Source organism: Bacterioplanoides sp. (genome assembly GCF_965219715.1).
Lineage (GTDB): Bacteria > Pseudomonadota > Gammaproteobacteria > Pseudomonadales > Oceanobacteraceae > Bacterioplanoides.
The window spans coordinates 2,752,538-2,768,452 of sequence record NZ_OZ244785.1 but is presented as its reverse complement, the minus strand read 5'-3'; the positions used below and the strand labels follow the sequence as shown (position 1 = coordinate 2,768,452).

The following is a 15,915-nucleotide window of genomic DNA, read 5'->3' as shown; positions in this document are numbered from 1 at the left end:
GCGAACTGCTGCGAGACGATCACGCATTAATTCAGCGTGGTGTTAAACCTGGCAGCCAGGTACTGGACTTGGGTTGTGGCCAGGGAACGTTACTGCAATATCTGCAGCGCCATAAAAATGTACGCGGTTATGGTCTGGAAATTAACCCGGATAACATTACGGCCTGCATTCGTAATGGTGTAAACGTCATTGAGCAGGATCTGGATAATGGCCTGCGTAACTTCGAAGATAACAGCATCGATACCGTTATTATGACTCAGGCGCTGCAGGCCGTTGAGCGCCCGGATTTATTGCTGGATGAGATGTTGCGCATCGGTAACGAAGCGATTGTTACTTTCCCTAACTTCGGTTACTGGCGCACCCGTTTTTATCTGATGCTGAAAGGCCGTATGCCTATGTCAGAAACTCTGCCATACAACTGGTATGACACGCCGAACATTCATATGTGTACGTTTAAGGATTTTGAGATTCTTTGCCGTGAGAAAGGTATTAAAATTCTTAATAAAACCGTGGTTGATGATCAGCATAAACAACACTGGACGATTCGTCTCTGGCCAGCCATGCTAGGAGAGATCGCGGTTTACCACATTACCCGACGCTAACGGAGATAACATGATGAGAACATTTCTACTGGCTGTGTTAACCCTGATTTCATCCATGAGCTTCGCCCTTGATCGCGGAGAGCAGAAGCAGGTGTTTGGCGATTATGAAGTTCACTATATTGGCCTGAACTCTACCTTCCTGACACCCGATGTGGCGGAAGCCTACGGTATTACCCGTTCCGGTGCGCTGGGTTACCTGAGTATTTCGATCCTGAAAAAAGGTGGTAAAGGTGAATTGGCTTCGCCGGTTAGTGGCAAGGTGGAAGGCCAGCTGCGTAATTTAATTGGCCAGTCAAAAACGCTGGAATTTAAAGAAATTAAAGAAACCAATGCGGTTTACTACATCAGCACTTTCCGTTTCGACGACGGTGATATGTACAACATCTCACTGCAAGCAACGCCTGACGGTCAGACGCGTACCTATGATGTGAAGTTCAGTCAGCGTTTTTACGAAGAATAACCCCTCAAGCGCCGAAGTTTCGGTGTCAGATGACAATCAACAATAGTGTTCCTGTATTTGTTTTCTGGCCGTCTGCCGCATGGATGCGGCGGCCGAGCGTACATGGAAGTATTTACCGCGCGTCAGAAAATAAATACAGGAATGCTGTTGTGTGCTCAGTGTAATAATATGAAAAAAATAGTGATCGCCAGTGGTAATGCTGGCAAATTACGCGAATTCTCAGCGATGTTTTCCAGCCATTTCGCGAATGAAAAAATCGAAGTGATTCCGCAGAACGAATTTAATGTCGAAGAAGCGGAAGAGAATGGTTTGAGCTTTGTTGAAAATGCCATTATCAAAGCCCGCAATGCCGCCCGCCAAACGGGTTTGCCAGCGCTGGCTGATGACTCCGGTATTGAAGTGGATGCGATTCAGGGAGCGCCGGGTATTTACAGTGCACGTTATGCATCACGCGCTGGTTATCAGGGAAGTGAAAGTGGTGATGCGGCGAATAACGCTATGCTATTACAGGCATTAGCGGATGTTCCACAAGCAGAACGCAGCGCACGATTCCAGTGTGTGCTGGTATATATGCGTCATGCTGAAGATCCAACACCGCAGGTATTTCAGGGTAGCTGGGAAGGCCGTATTGTTGTTAACCCGGAAGGTAATGAAGGCTTTGGTTACGATCCGCTGTTTTTTGTAGAAAGTGAAAACTGTACGGCGGCGGAGCTGTCTAAAGAACATAAAAACCGCATTTCTCACCGCGGCATTGCGATGCAGCAACTGATTAAAAACATCAAGTTATAAGTTTGAAGAAGCAGAACGATTATTTTGGATATTTTAGAACAACTCGAAAGCAAAATTCTTAACACCATTTCTTCGGTAGAGGATTTGCAGCTGGAAAATATGCAGTTGCAGGAAGACCTGAAGGAAAACCAGGATGCTCTGCAAGGAAAACAGGAGCAACTTTCGAGCAGTAACGCCCAGTTAATTGAAAGTGATGCCGAGCGTCTGTCTCTGCGTGCTCAGCTGGAAGAAAAGTCTCAGGAAGTAAAAGCCTTAGTGCATGAGAAGACTCAGTTGACTCATGAACGTGATCAGCTGGAGCAGGAACACACCGAGCTGAAGCAGGAACATCAGCAGTCAGAGCAGGAGCGTAATCAGCTGGAACAGGATATTGAAAAGTTACAGCAGCTACGTACCGAACTGCAGGATGAAAAAGTTCAGCTGATGGAAGAAAAGCAGCAGTTTGTTGCTGAAACCGAGCAGCTGAAAAAAGACATCATGCGCCTGAATCACGAGAAGAATGAGTGGGCAAATAAAGCTGCTTCCATTCTGAAAGTGCTGGAGAGCGCAGACTTGTTAAAACAGGATCTGGCTCAGCAGGGTCAGGATGCTCCGGCTGACGTCGCCTGAGGTTAATGACGGATGCTGCAACTGCCACCACTAAGCCTTTATATCCACGTTCCCTGGTGTATTCGTAAGTGCCCGTATTGCGACTTTAACTCCCATAAAGCCGATGATACCTTGCCGGAAAAAGAATACGTACAGGCGCTTATTGCTGACCTTGATCAGGATCTATCCTGGGTTCAGGGGCGTGAAATAAAGAGCATCTTTTTTGGTGGTGGCACACCCAGCCTGCTGTCAGCTAAAGCGTATGAGAAGCTGTTTCGTGAGTTAAAAAAACGCTTACGTTTTGCCGATGATATTGAAATTACTCTGGAAGCTAATCCGGGGACGTTTGAGGCGAAGAAGTTTTCTGATTATCGCAAACTCGGAATCAACCGGTTAAGCATTGGTATTCAGAGCTTCCAGCCCCGTCATCTGCAAAAGCTGGGACGAGTACATGATCGAGACCAGGCATTAAAAGCGATCAAAAAAGCGAAAAAAGCCGGGTTTGATAATTTTAATCTCGATCTGATGCATGGCCTGCCAGGACAAACTCTGGAGCAGGCGATGGATGATCTGAAAACGGCACTCAGTTTTGAGCCGAACCATCTGTCCTGGTATCAGCTGACTATTGAACCAAACACTGAATTTTATAAGCGTCCGCCGGTATTGCCGGAGGATGACACCCTTTGGGACATTCAGGAAGCCGGGTTCCGCTTATTGGCGGAACATGGGTTTGAGCATTATGAAATATCAGCATTTTGTCAGCCAGGTAAGGCGTCGCAGCACAATCTGAATTACTGGCAGTTTGGAGACTACCTCGGCATTGGTGCCGGAGCTCACGGGAAAATCACACTTGCAGATGCCAATACCATTCTGCGTACCAATAAAACCCGTTTACCAAAAGACTATTTAAATCCGGACAAGAACTTCCTTGCCGGTAAACAAACGATTGATCCGGAAGACATTGGTCTGGAGTGTTTGATGAATGGTCTGAGACTGCGTCAGGGAATTGCGGTTGAACAGTTTGAGGCTTATACCGGTCTGACACTGAGTGCGGTCGCTGGGCCGCTACAGAAAGGTCAGCAGTTAGGTTTGCTGAAAATTGACAAGCGCATTACCACAACAGAAAAAGGCCAGCAGTATCTGAACGAAGTGCTGGCCTTATTTCTCAACGATTAAGCGCTAATCTTCTTCTTTTTCCTGAATCAGCACCATCTCCGTAAATTGCTCATTTTCCTTCAGGCTGTCGAAACTGACGTCTTCGCCAGCCTGAATTCTGAGAGATTCGGAGCGATTAATCGCCTCGTTTAAATCTCTCAAAGCTTCTTCAATAAATCCGGATTCTGCATAGGCACAAGCCCGCTGATAAAAGGCGTGGCTGTTTTCAGGGTCAATTTCCAGAGCACGGTTTGCCAGGCTGGTTGCCCATTCGGTTTGACCCAGCAATAACGCAGCGTCTGCTTTATAGGTTAAGGCTTCTAAGTCTTCCGGGCGTAACGCCAGAATCTGGTCATAAATAGAAATCTTATTCTGTGGACTATTTTCCTGTGAGGCTTTTAACCACAGGGAATGAATTTCATTGGTTAACTCAATTTCATCCTGAGCCGCTTTAATATGGCGGGATTTGCGGTGCAGTTCTTTTTCCAGATTGGCTAAGCGTTCTTCATAAGATTCGGTGATCCGGCTGATCTCTTCATTAGCGTATGAGCCAACCCGCTCTTTAACATCGCGCAGAGAGTTCCAGCCAATAATCACCAGCAGTGACGATGCTCCCGCTAATAAATAGAAAAAGTAAGTGATGGTATCGGTGGCGTAGACCAATGCGCGATCGGCCACGGTCAGCTCTTTAGCAACAATTTTTTCCGTCAGGTCGACGCGCACATCGGCAATTTCCTGGCGTAAATCTTTTACCTCCCCGAGGATATAAAGCTCCGTGAACGGGTTGTACATCTGTTTGTTGAGGTTATCAGCCTTCTCTTGTGCCAGTTGATCGCGTTGTGCCTGGGATAGCTGTGCCGCTAATGCCGCTTGCTGCGATGGCGTCAGATTCAATGTACTGCTGGAAGCCGCAGATGGATCTGCGGCTACAGCGGCTGTGCTGCTCAGAATAATCAGCAAAATAGCGAGGGCAGATTTTAATGCAGGCAGTAATGATTGCTGCCAGAACGTGTTTGTCATACTTCGGACTCTATAACGACGAAATCTGCCTTCAGGATAGACTGTCGATAACAAAAGTTGAAGACACCGCCGTTGTCAGAAATTCAGCTGTGCAGCCACGCTCAGGCCCAGCCAGCGGCTGCGGGACACATTCCAGCTCTCAGTCTGTAACTCGAGAGAAAAGTTGTTATGAGCAAAGCCCAGAGTCCATGCGTTGCCGTTCAGCTGATGCAGCAGTCTGAGCCGGAAGTCGGGTTGATAATATTGCACACCCAGGGAATGATCCGGCCGAATGGTATTTATCCAGGAGCGGGCCGCGACTCCCCATTGTGAATTCAGTTGGTAGCTTTGGTGGATTAAATGAAATACCGGCGGAGTAAATCGTTTATCTTCTTCAAACTCATAACCAAAGATAAAAAAAGGGCCGCTGGTACTGGCCTTGGCTTTGGTTACTGGCAGGTCACGCCAATCAATTTCCGCGGCGAGATTTTCACCCTGATAATCGATCTGATAGCCCTGCCATTGCCAGCTCAGATCAAGTCCCAAGGTCAGCAGGCGACCATTGCCTGGATCAAGTGGATTGCCCGGATCCGTACCACGGCGAATTAATTTATCTTCGGTGTAGTAATAATTAATATCCAGGTCGATGTCCCAGTCATTGCGGTTTTTATAGCTGAACTCGCCGCTCCAGCGTCCCCAGATAATACTGCGCAATTTCAGCCAGCTGATGTGGGGTTTGATTTTCAGATTGGAGAAATCAAATTGATAGGCAACTTTAACCCCTTCGCCACGGTAGTCTTTTGCCTGTAACGATGCGGTTGTTGTCAGGCGCTGATCCAGTTCGATATTGCGGTTGAAGTTGAGAAAGATTTCCGCTGCGCAGTGGGGCATATGATATTCCGCATGAAGGCGTCTTATGCGGGAAATGGAAAAGCCACCAATGTGGAAGCCATATTCACCCTGCAGAAACAGCACACCATCATCGCTGCGACGAAACTTACCTTTCCAGTTATTAGCCAGCTCCAGTGGAGCCATCGGGCCAGCAAAACCGCTAACCGTTTGTTGATAAAAATGCCGCCATTCAGCGCCTGAGATGAAAAAGGAAAAACGCTGAGAAAAATAACAAGGAAAAATAAGCCGGATGGTTTCATAACAGCAGGAGGTCTCTGAGCCTCCGTCTTCAGAGAATGAGTCGGCGGGGATTAGGCACGACCTTGATTAGGTTGTCAAAGAGGGGAAGCAATATGGACAGTTCTCCGGTTCCGTGGCTAATTCTTTGGTACTTTGTTCTTAATGTCTTTCAGTAGAGTCAGTGCTTTCTGCCGCTTACAGTGAATAATCTCCAGCTTCTCCTCCAGTGCGGTCTTTTCGTCATCAGACTGGCAATTGGCTAACTGCAGAGATAAATCCTGTGATTTATGCTTCAGCTTCTTAAGCACCTTTTTCAGCTCCTTAGCGGAAACAGGCTGGCTGTCGCTGGCGTTTTCCAGCAGGCGATTAAGGCGTTTGATCAGTTTCATCACAGCCTCCTTCTGTCCGGTTACTTTTCAGTTTCTGGTTCAGTGCGTCGAGCTCACTGTCTTCCAGAGATAATTGTGGGTTCACGTTAACACCTTCCAGCGAACGTATTGCCTTGGTGAGTTTTTTGCCGATGCGAAAGGCGTACTCTTTGTCGTTCATTAAAGACGTCGCCATGGTTGGGGTGATTTGCTGTTGCCTGATCATATGATCTATATCGTTGTCATAGGCTTCATGGCGTCGTTGCAACAACAGTTGCTGATGCTCCAGTTCCAGCTGTAACTCGTCATAGTCCTGATCCTGTTCGAATTTCTTCTGGGCGTGATCAAGATTCAGCACGGTGCGGGCGATTTCCTCCCGCAGTTGTTGATAAGCCATTGCCAGGTGCCGGTTATCACCATCGCAATAACGCAGCATGTTGGACTGCATGTGCTTGGTATCTTTAACAGCTTCGATCATATGGAAGCAGGCAACACTGAGTTGTCGCAGTTGTTCGCTGCGTTTATTGCCCGCACCGTCGCGCGCCAGGCTGATAAAGCGTGTGATGGCGCCATGCAGTTGTTTCAGGCGGATATCATAGGCGTGCTGAATATCGTGATGGGTAATTTCATGCTGAGCAGATATCGCTTCCGGCAGGCGTTGTTGACGGAACTCTGCGCTGCTCCAGCCAATTCCACGAATTACGGTATCGCGACTGAAGCGGTACAAGCGACTGCTTTCCTGTTGTGCAACTTTGTAGGCGCCTTTCGCCGATGATAAGGCTGCGTCGTTTAAATATTTCGGCTGTTTAATACTGACCTGTTGTGGCGGCAACCAGCTCTGCAACAGTTTCACCAAGCGTGACATCAGAGGCAGCATGACAAGGATGCCAAGCAGGTTAAACAGGGTATGAAAGATTGCCAGACGTAAGGTGAAATCGCCGTTCGCCAGTCCAATCAGCCGTGCACACCCTTCAACCAGCAATAATAATTGCGGTAATAATAAAAACGCTAAGGCACCGGTAATCAGATTAAATAGCAAATGGCCGATGGCTAATTGTTTACCGGCGGTATTGGCGCTGATACTGCCCAGCAATGCCGTGATTGTGGTGCCAACGTTAGCGCCGATGGCGAGTGCCAGCGCATCAAGATAGGCAATATGACCGGCGCCTAAGGCGGTGAGAATTAATACCAGTGTGGCGTGGCTGGATTGCATAATAACGGTTGCTACCAAACCAATGGCGATATAAAGCAGCTGGCCGCTCCAGCCTTGGCCCTGATACAGACTCAGGTCGACACCTTGCTGGAAAGTGGCAAACCCTTCCTTCATATGGTGAATACCAAGAAATAAAAATCCGATGCCCGCCAGTACCTGGCCAATGCCTTTTATCGATTTTTTGTCCTGAAACATCAGGGCAACGCCGAATACCAGCATCGGCATGGCATAACTGGCCAGCTTTATTTTCAGGCCAAAGGCGGCAATTAACCAGGCACCGGTTGTTGTGCCTAAATTGGCTCCGAAAATAATTCCGAGACCCATAAATAAATTAATCAGGCCAGCGGATAAAAATGATATTGCGAGAATAGAAACCAGCGAACTGGATTGCATCAGGCTGGTTGTGATGATGCCGAAACTTAAGGATTTCCACAGACGGTTGGTGCTGTAATGAAGAGCCTTTTCTAACAAGCCGCCGGAAAAAGCCCGAAAGCCTTGTTCCAGCGATAACATACCAAATAAGAAAATAGCGACGCCGGCTGCGATTTGTTGAAACTCGTGGCTGTTCCATAAACCCAGTGCCAGCAACAGCAAAATAGACGGTAAAATCAGACGCTTTAATAAATCCAAAACGGCCCCTGTTTTCTCTAACGCTTAGTTTCAGTTAAGCGCTGACCGTCGTATTGGGCAAGTTGTTGTTTTTAGAAGTTAAAAAGAAACCCGGATCACCTGTTAAGGTGCCGGGTTTGGAGATCAATCTGTCTGGCAGATATCAGGCTTCGAGAGCAGCCTTCAGCGGCTCATGCTGTTCAGCGTTCAGACGAGGGCCAAACTGGCTGACAACCTGAGAAGATGCTGCACTGGCCAGACGACCTGCTGCCGCAAAATCATGGCCGTGAGTAATGGCATACATGAATGCTCCTGCAAACATATCGCCAGCACCATTAGAGTCTACCGCAGTGGTTGGGTTTGGAATTACCGGGTGCATCAGTTCGCCGTCGAATGCCAGTGCACCTTTGGAACCCAGGGTAACTGCAAATGTTTTAGCGATGCCTTTCAGGGCATCAATCGCGTCATCCAGGTTATCGGTATCCGAGTACAGCATGGCTTCCTGCTCGTTACAGAACAACAGGTCTACGCCTTCGCCAATCATTTCTTTCAGACCATCTTTGAAGAACTGAACCATGGCCGGATCAGAGAAAGTCATTGCGGTTTTAACACCGTGCTTTTTCGCCAGCTGAATCACTTTAATGGCTGCAGCGCGCGAGGTTTCAGAAGTCACCAGGTAACCTTCGATATAAACCCATTCTGAGTTTTTCAGCGCTTCTTCGTTGATGTGCTTTTCGTGCAGATCAGCGGTAATACCCAGATAGGTATTCATCGTGCGCTCGGCATCCGGAGTCACCATCACCAGGCAGTTGCCGGTGGTGCCTTCGTCACGGTTGGTTTCTGTATTGGTATCAACACCTGCAGCCGTCAGATCGGAAATGTAGAAATCTCCCGCTTCGTCGTTGCCCACATTGCAGCTGTAGTAAGTTTTTGCACCAAAATAGCTGGCACCAATAATGGAGTTGGCTGCGCTACCACCACAGGCACGTTTTTTCAGGCCGTAATCGCTGTTCAGGGTTTCCAGCATGGTGTGCAGCTGATCTTCTTCGATCAGGGTCATCATGCCTTTTTCGATACCGGTTTTGGCGAAAAACTCATCGGTAACTTCAAACTCTTTGTCGACCAGTGCGTTGCCGATGCCATAAATGTGGTATGCCATGGATGTTCTCATTCTTGGTTTATTTGGGCGGGCAGTTTATCGCTATGGGTAGGCAGATCAAGTTCTGATGACTTTGACTGTTCAGATATTGCCTGACTGTTATGATGGCGCCATGAATAAAGTAACCCGTTTTATCCGCCATCATCAGCGTGTACGCCATGCGGTGTACCAGACCGACGATAATATTCGTCGCGCGGTCGTGCGGACGGCTCTGATCCTTTTGAGCTTCGTTACGCTGCATATTTTTGCCATGGTATGGCTGGAAGAAATGTCTGCCTGGTCGGCGATTTGGGTGACCTTAACCACCATTACTACGGTTGGCTATGGCGACTTGTCAGCCTCAACTCCATTGGGGCAGCTGGCGACCATCGTACTGATGTACGTTTGCGGCATTACTTTGATGACCTTTCTTATCAGTGACTACGTCGATTACCGCATTGCGCGGAGAGAGCGTATTCGCACCGGACACTGGGACTGGAATATGGCCGATCACATTCTGATTATTAATTCGCCGAAATATAACCGTGAGGCCTATTTTCTGCGGCTGATCAGTCAGATTCGTGAGAGTGGTGAATACCCGGAAACCCCGATTATGTTGTTGAATCAGGAGTTTGCTGATGGCTTACCCGATAGCCTGCGTCAGCTTGGGGTGGTGCATGTGACTGGTCTGGCCAGTCGCCCGGATGATCTGAAGCGGGCAGGGGCAGAGCGCGCCAGGCATATTGTGGTGCTGGCCCGGGATGAATACTCCACTGACAGTGACAGCTACAGTTTCGATATTGCTCACCGGCTGTATTCGCTGCACATCAATCACAAGGTGATGATTGAATGTGTTGATGATGCTAACCGTGAGCGCCTGCGTGAACTGGATATTCCGGTGATTCTGCGGCCCATCCGTTCTTATCCGGAGATTATTGTTCGTGCCATGGTTGCTCCTGGTGCCGAGCAGGTTATCGAAGATATGTTTACTCACGCCAACGATCATACGGTGCGTTTCCCGGTGTGGCTGGAGGGCGAACGCTGGGCAGATGTGGTGAATGCTGTGGTTCAGGCCAACGTTGGTACGCCACTGGCTTACGTTACTAAAGATGGCCAGGTAGTGACCCACCCGGATGGCGATCACCATGTACATGCTCAGTCGCTGATTATGCTGGTGCACACCGAGAAAGACTCTTGCGTGCGTGATGTGCAGCGAGCGATTGAAATTCATTTTAATAAAGAGATGAAAGACCTGGTCTGACTGTCGACCCTGACAGCTCCTTGCCCTGATTCTCTGCGGTAATGGAAATTCACGGTGCCAATGGAATGACAGGTTGAGCCAGCTGGTCTGGCCTGTCTTAGGCTTTACTCTGAGTTATCGAAGTGACACTATTTGTAATCTTATAACGTTAAGATTTCGAGTTGGTATGCCACTTCGCCGTCGTACATCCTGGTTAGCTCTGCTGTTCAGTACCTTGTTGGTACTGCTCGCCAGCGCCCAGAGTTTGCATGAGCAACTGGCCCATCAACATCTGGCAGAGCAGTGCGAATATTGTCTTCAGGCGGTTGATCCAAACAGTCTGCTGCCGCCACTGCTGATTGCCTTGCCAGCGCTGATTATTGATCTGGCTCCCTCTGTTTTACTTACTTTTGCCGCTCCGCGACGTGTTACGGCGGGAGTGGGTGCGCGTGCCCCGCCGCAAATGGCTTCTACCTATAACTACTAATAAATAACAAAGCCAAACACAAAACCCATGCGGGAAAATTAATCATGCGTATTCGTTTATTAGCGCTGGCGGTAGTCGCTGCGCCTTTCTTTACCCTGTCTGTTACTGCTCAGGCTGAAACTGAACTCGACACCATCGAGGTAACTGCCACTCCGGGCAATCAACACCAACACGAACTGATTCAGCCATCTTTAGTGCTTACCGGTGAACAACTGGATCGCCAGCGGGCCGAATCGCTTGGGGAAACCCTGTCGCAACAACCCGGTGTCAGCAGCTCCAGCTTTGGTGCAGCTGTTGGTCGTCCGGTGATCCGTGGTTTAGGTGGTGCCCGGGTTAAGGTATTGCAATCCGGTATGGAGGCTGTTGACGCTTCCACGGTGAGTCCTGACCACGCGGTAGCTGTGCATACTCACGGCGCCAAACAAATTGAAGTACTGCGCGGCCCGGCGACTTTGCTGTACGGCAATGGTGCATTTGGTGGTGTGGTTAACGTGGTGGATGATCGCGTTCCGCATGCAGACGAACATGATGGTTCTGAAACTCAGGTGCGTCTGGGTGTTAACAGCGTGAACGACGGCAAAGAAATCGCGCTGCAGCATGAAGGCAAAAAAGATGCACTGCATTGGCATGTAAATGCCTCGCAGATATCCAGTGACGACTACCGTATCCCATCCGATGCCGGCGAAATTCACCGCGAAGATAATGGTGAAATTGAGCAACACAAAGCCGAAGGTAAGCGCCAGGAAAACAGCGATATTGATCACAACCGTTCGTTATCTCTGGGTGCAAGTTACGAGCTTGGTGATGGTGGCCATGTCGGTATCGCAGTGAGCCGTATGGAAGCCAAGTTTGGTTTGCCGGGTCATGGTCATGCTGAAGAGGAGCATGAAGGTGAAGAAGCGGGGGCTGAAGAAGAGCACCACGAAGAAGAAGGCCCGGCACGCGTCGACCTGGAGCAGACCCGGGTTGACCTTGATGCGTTAGTCGCCAGCCCGTTTGCGGGTGCAAAATCTCTGAGCGCTCGTCTGGCGCTGACGGATTACGAGCACACCGAAGGCCATGAAGAAGTTCACTCTGAAGAAGAGCAGGAAGAGGAAGAACACGAAGAGCATTCACCAACCACCTTTAAAAACAAGTCGCAGGATCTGCGTCTGGAGCTGGTGTTGGATGAATTTGCCGGTTTGCAGCACGTTGTTGGCAGTCAGCTGACGCTGAAAGAATTCTCAGCCATTGGCGGCGAAGCCCTGGTGCCAAAAACGGACAGTCAGGATGCTGCATTGTTTTGGCTGGGAGAAAAACAATGGCAACAGCTGACTCTGGAATTGGGCGCTCGTTACGATTCTGTATCTTACAATCCGGAGAAGCCTGGTAGCGTTGCAGCGCAATGTGGTTTCGCCATTAATGATGTTAAAGATAAAGATTTTTCTAATGTCAGCCTGTCGGCCGGTGCGATTTATCAGCTGACTGATGCCTGGCAGCTGGCCGGTGCGTTAACTTCTGCCAAACGAGCGCCTGCTACAGAAGAGTTGTTCTCGTGTGGTGCGCACGAATCAACCCTGAGTTACGACATCGGTAACCCTGACCTGAAAGAAGAGAAAGCTCTGAATGTGGATCTGTCGCTGCGCAAAACCACAGGCCTGGTGACTGGCTCGCTCAGTGTGTATCGCAATCAGATAGATGACTTTATCTTCCAGAATGCGGTGGTCCAGAACGGCGCCTTGTTAGAAGTTGAAGAGCTGCAGGCTTATCGTTTCCAGCAGGATAAAGCGACACTGACGGGTGCTGAATTTCAGCTGGCTTACGAACTGGCTGGCTTCTGGCAGCTGACTGCGATGGGTGATACCGTGCGTGGCAAGCTGGATAATGGCGATTATTTACCACGTATGCCTGCTGATCGTATCGGCCTGGGTGTGAACTTTGCCTCACTTAACTGGGGTGGTTTCGTACAGCATATGCTGGTGGCTAAGCAGGATCGTCTGGCAACTTTTGGTCGTGCTAATGACGGTACTGCGTTAAAAGAAATCGAAACCGATTCTTACAATCAGCTGAATGCTGGCATCAGCTATCGCATCGATACCAGTAACGCGCAATATCGTATCGACCTTATTGGTTCCAACCTGCTGAACGAAGACATCCGTTACCACACTTCCTTCGTCAAAAATCAGGTGGCTCAGCCTGGTCGTGGCTTTAAGTTAGCGTTTAACGCTACTTTCTGATCGATACCAAAATGTGTGCGGCTGATCTGACGGGTCAGCCGGACTCACCATTCATACGCCGGAAGTTGAATCAGTTAACTTCTGGCGTCTTCTCCGGTTGTCTGCTTCTGTTATAGTTTGAACTCTCGTCGATTGACGGGCAGGAGGAGGTAACCATGTTAAATAAATTATTAGCGCAACTGGCGGACGGTCAGTTTCATTCAGGTGAAGAGCTTGGCGAAAAGCTGGGAGTGAGTCGTGCGGCTGTGTGGAAGCAGCTGAAAAAGCTCGACGAGCTGGATATCCCTTATTCATCGGTCAAAGGTAAAGGTTACCGCCTGCACGATGCGATTGAGCTGCTGGATGATGAATCTGTGCGTGGCCATATCAATCAGCGTCTCGATATTCTCGACATACTGCTGGATGTCGATTCCACCAACTCCTACCTGTTTAATAAAGCCTCTGATCACATGGGCAAGCGCTACGCCGTGCTCGCTGAAAAGCAGGCCGCAGGGCGAGGCCGCCGTGGTCGGCAATGGGTCAGTCCGTTTGGCAAAAATATCTATTTATCTCTGTTGGCTTCTTTTTCCGGTGGCATTGCTGCGCTCGAAGGCCTGAGTCTGGTAACAGCCGTTGCAGTGGAAAAAGCGCTGGTTAAATTGGGAATCGATGGCATTGGCCTGAAGTGGCCGAATGATATTTATGCCGATGGTAAAAAGCTTGCTGGCATTCTTCTCGAGGTGACTGGTGAATACAACAGTCACTGTCAGGTGGTGATTGGCATTGGGCTTAATCTGGCTTTGAGTGATGAAGATGCTGCCGATATTGGCCAGCCCTGGGCAGCGTTAAAACAAATTCGTCCGGAGTTGTCGCGCAATCAGGTTGCTGGTGTTTTGATTAATGAGTTGCTGGTGGCACTGGATGAGTTTCAGAAGCAGGGCTTTGCCGCGTACCAGGAGTACTGGTCGAAGCGCGATATTTATCAGGGTAAGGAAGTTCGTATTATCAGTCCGGGCAATGAGAAGAGTGGCGTGGTAAAGGGCGTTAATCGCAAAGGCGAATTGTTGCTGCACACTGATAAAGGTATGGAAGTGATTACGGCCGGAGAGATCAGTGTCCGCCCCGTCGAATGACCTGTTTATAGATATCGGTAATACCCGGATTAAATGGGGGTATCGCAATAAGGGTCAGTGGTTGACTGGCAGTTGCGATCATAATGCGTTTACCGCGCTGCAGTGGCCTTTTGAAATAGCCAGGGTACTTGTTGCCAGTGTTCGGGATCAGCCGCGGTTAAAGCAGGCTTTGGAGCATCAGTTTGGCGACCGACTGGTTTGGCTGGCAACCCCGGTAAAAGACTATCCGGCGTTTCAACATTGTTACCAGGATAGTCAGCGCCTTGGCGTTGATCGTTGGTTGGCAATGCTCGGTGCTGCGCACCATTGGGCGGATGACTTGCTGGTGGTGGATGCCGGAACTGCGGTGACGCTTGATTTGCTGAATAAACAGCAGCAACATCTCGGTGGCTGGATTGTCCCTGGTTTGCAGCTTGCTCAGCAGGCGTTGTTCCAGCAAACCCAGAGGGTGAATCCTTATCAGGATGAAGAAGATGCCAGTCATGCTGGTCCGGGTCAGGATACGCTCAGTTGTGTGTCATCCGGAGTAAAGCGCCAGCTACTGATGCTGGTTTCTTCAGTGATTGCAGACTACCCACAGTTCAAAGTGTTTATTTGTGGTGGTGATGGGGAATGGCTCGCCCGTGAATTGGAGCTGAGTGGCATGGCTGATGTAGAAATACAGTTTGCGCCAAATTTAGTTTTTGATGGTATGGAATCCTTATGCGCTGGATCTTTTTTGCCCTAGTGTTTGCCAATCTGTTGTTGCTGGCCGTGTTCTGGCAGCAGCAGACTCTGGAGCAGACACCCATGATCGCTGAGTTCGAAGTTTCTGACAGCAGCAGGCACATACAGCTGATCTCTGAGTTGGAGCAGCCGCTGGTGGCTGTGGTTGAGCAGGCAGGTGAAGGTCAGGTTCGTGCGCCAAGTTGTTACGTCGCCGGACCTTACGCTGATGAGATAGATGCACGTCACCTGGTGGCCCGCGCCGAGGCATTGGGTCTCGACGGAATTATCAAAGCGGTGGATATTGCCACTGATAAACCATCGGAATATTGGGTGCATGTGCCACCAAGAGCGACCCGTTCAGAAGCGCTGCGCATTCTGAAAGAGCTGCAAAAGCGGAAAATCGATTCGTACATCATCACGCAGGGTGAGTTAGCGGAAGGGGTATCGCTGGGATTATTCCGCAATAAGAACTCAGCAACCGGCTTACAAAAGAAGGTGGAAGGTTTTGATATTCCGGTTGAGATTAAAATCATGCACCAGTCGAAGAGAGAGTTTTGGGTCGAGATTGCCCAGGTATCTCAGCTGAATGAAAAAATGCGTGAGCGCATCCGTGCAGGGGATGATGCAATTGATTGGCAGCTGGCTGCCTGCGGTCATTCACCGGCGAATCAACTTTCTGAGTTAAGTCGATAAAAAATAAGTAAAAAAATTGTTGACAGGTATGCGTATCGACCATATAGTACGCGCCACTTCGGTGGGGTTCCCGAGCGGCCAAAGGGATCAGACTGTAAATCTGACGCGAAAGCTTCGCTGGTTCGAATCCAGCCCCCACCACCAATATTTTGATAGCTGTCGGAACGGCTATTGGAGCAAGCAGGTAGGCTTGGTCATTGAAACTACCTGTTGTGTTGCGGGTATAGTTCAATGGTAGAACCTTAGCCTTCCAAGCTAATGATGCGGGTTCGATTCCCGCTACCCGCTCCAGTTTGCTGATATAGCTCAGTCGGTAGAGCGCATCCTTGGTAAGGATGAGGTCGGCAGTTCGAATCTGCCTATCAGCACCATTATTTATTCAAAAAGGTAGACCATTGGTCTGCCTT

16 protein-coding genes and 3 tRNA genes are annotated in these 15,915 nt (G+C 49.3%); 14 read left to right on the top strand and 5 right to left on the bottom strand.

What is annotated here, in order from left to right:
• Positions 1–8 precede the first annotated feature (8 nt).
• The 5 genes from metW (at position 9) to hemW (ending at position 3,615) form a co-directional block, all read left to right on the top strand.
• Positions 9–602 (top strand): methionine biosynthesis protein MetW, encoded by a 594-nt coding sequence (gene metW, locus ACOQOZ_RS13135; protein ID WP_420592418.1) that lies wholly within the window; start codon positions 9–11, stop codon positions 600–602.
• A gap of 10 nt (positions 603–612) precedes the next feature.
• Positions 613–1,062 carry a DUF4426 domain-containing protein gene (locus ACOQOZ_RS13130; RefSeq protein WP_420588603.1) on the top strand — a complete coding sequence of 150 codons (450 nt, stop codon included), beginning with the start codon at positions 613–615 and terminating at the stop codon, positions 1,060–1,062.
• Positions 1,063–1,230: 168 nt separating this feature from the next.
• On the top strand, positions 1,231–1,851 hold the full coding sequence (rdgB, locus tag ACOQOZ_RS13125) for an RdgB/HAM1 family non-canonical purine NTP pyrophosphatase (protein WP_420588602.1): 621 nt from the start codon (positions 1,231–1,233) through the stop codon (positions 1,849–1,851).
• Positions 1,852–1,875: 24 nt separating this feature from the next.
• The gene (locus ACOQOZ_RS13120) at positions 1,876–2,460 is read left to right on the top strand and encodes a hypothetical protein (protein ID WP_420588601.1); all 585 of its coding nucleotides are present in this window, start codon (positions 1,876–1,878) and stop codon (positions 2,458–2,460) included.
• 12 nt (positions 2,461–2,472) lie between these two features.
• Positions 2,473–3,615 (top strand): radical SAM family heme chaperone HemW, encoded by a 1,143-nt coding sequence (gene hemW / locus ACOQOZ_RS13115; protein WP_420588600.1) that lies wholly within the window; start codon positions 2,473–2,475, stop codon positions 3,613–3,615.
• Between the two features lie 3 nt (positions 3,616–3,618).
• Here the strand turns inward: hemW and ACOQOZ_RS13110 are convergent, their stop codons facing one another.
• The 5 genes from ACOQOZ_RS13110 to ACOQOZ_RS13090 all read right to left on the bottom strand — a co-directional run bounded on the left by ACOQOZ_RS13110 (position 3,619) and on the right by ACOQOZ_RS13090 (position 9,073).
• Entirely contained in the window at positions 3,619–4,614 is a 996-nt protein-coding gene (locus ACOQOZ_RS13110) for a TPR end-of-group domain-containing protein (protein WP_420588599.1), read from the bottom strand.
• A gap of 75 nt (positions 4,615–4,689) precedes the next feature.
• Positions 4,690–5,628: a hypothetical protein gene (locus ACOQOZ_RS13105; protein ID WP_420588598.1), complete on the bottom strand. Its 939-nt coding sequence runs from the start codon at positions 5,626–5,628 to the stop codon at positions 4,690–4,692.
• A gap of 233 nt (positions 5,629–5,861) precedes the next feature.
• The gene (locus ACOQOZ_RS13100) at positions 5,862–6,113 is read right to left on the bottom strand and encodes a hypothetical protein (protein ID WP_420588597.1); all 252 of its coding nucleotides are present in this window, start codon (positions 6,111–6,113) and stop codon (positions 5,862–5,864) included.
• The gene (locus tag ACOQOZ_RS13095) at positions 6,091–7,935 is read right to left on the bottom strand and encodes a Na/Pi cotransporter family protein (RefSeq protein ID WP_420588596.1); all 1,845 of its coding nucleotides are present in this window, start codon (positions 7,933–7,935) and stop codon (positions 6,091–6,093) included. The genes ACOQOZ_RS13100 and ACOQOZ_RS13095 overlap by 23 nt, the downstream gene beginning before the upstream one ends.
• A gap of 142 nt (positions 7,936–8,077) precedes the next feature.
• Complete coding sequence (locus ACOQOZ_RS13090; protein ID WP_420588595.1) at positions 8,078–9,073, bottom strand: adenosine kinase; 996 nt, start codon at positions 9,071–9,073, stop codon at positions 8,078–8,080.
• 112 nt (positions 9,074–9,185) lie between these two features.
• Between ACOQOZ_RS13090 and ACOQOZ_RS13085 the strand changes: the two genes are divergently transcribed.
• The 9 genes from ACOQOZ_RS13085 (at position 9,186) to ACOQOZ_RS13045 (ending at position 15,879) form a co-directional block, all read left to right on the top strand.
• Complete coding sequence (locus tag ACOQOZ_RS13085; protein ID WP_420588594.1) at positions 9,186–10,313, top strand: potassium channel family protein; 1,128 nt, start codon at positions 9,186–9,188, stop codon at positions 10,311–10,313.
• Between the two features lie 166 nt (positions 10,314–10,479).
• Positions 10,480–10,779 (top strand): hypothetical protein, encoded by a 300-nt coding sequence (locus ACOQOZ_RS13080; protein ID WP_420588593.1) that lies wholly within the window; start codon positions 10,480–10,482, stop codon positions 10,777–10,779.
• A 44-nt stretch (positions 10,780–10,823) separates the two neighbouring features.
• Positions 10,824–12,995, top strand: coding sequence for a TonB-dependent receptor (locus ACOQOZ_RS13075; protein ID WP_420588592.1), 2,172 nt, complete (start codon positions 10,824–10,826; stop codon positions 12,993–12,995).
• Between the two features lie 155 nt (positions 12,996–13,150).
• Entirely contained in the window at positions 13,151–14,107 is a 957-nt protein-coding gene (gene birA, locus ACOQOZ_RS13070; RefSeq protein WP_420588591.1) for a bifunctional biotin--[acetyl-CoA-carboxylase] ligase/biotin operon repressor BirA, read from the top strand.
• On the top strand, positions 14,088–14,834 hold the full coding sequence (locus tag ACOQOZ_RS13065) for a type III pantothenate kinase (RefSeq protein WP_420588590.1): 747 nt from the start codon (positions 14,088–14,090) through the stop codon (positions 14,832–14,834). The genes birA and ACOQOZ_RS13065 overlap by 20 nt, the downstream gene beginning before the upstream one ends.
• Positions 14,810–15,508, top strand: a complete 699-nt coding sequence (locus ACOQOZ_RS13060; RefSeq protein ID WP_420588589.1) for an SPOR domain-containing protein — start codon at positions 14,810–14,812, stop codon at positions 15,506–15,508. The genes ACOQOZ_RS13065 and ACOQOZ_RS13060 overlap by 25 nt, the downstream gene beginning before the upstream one ends.
• Before the next feature lie 60 nt (positions 15,509–15,568).
• Positions 15,569–15,652: transfer RNA gene (locus ACOQOZ_RS13055), tRNA-Tyr, on the top strand.
• Between the two features lie 73 nt (positions 15,653–15,725).
• Positions 15,726–15,799: transfer RNA gene (locus ACOQOZ_RS13050), tRNA-Gly, on the top strand.
• 4 nt (positions 15,800–15,803) lie between these two features.
• Positions 15,804–15,879 (top strand) — tRNA-Thr (locus tag ACOQOZ_RS13045).
• The last annotated feature ends 36 nt before the right edge of the window (positions 15,880–15,915 follow it).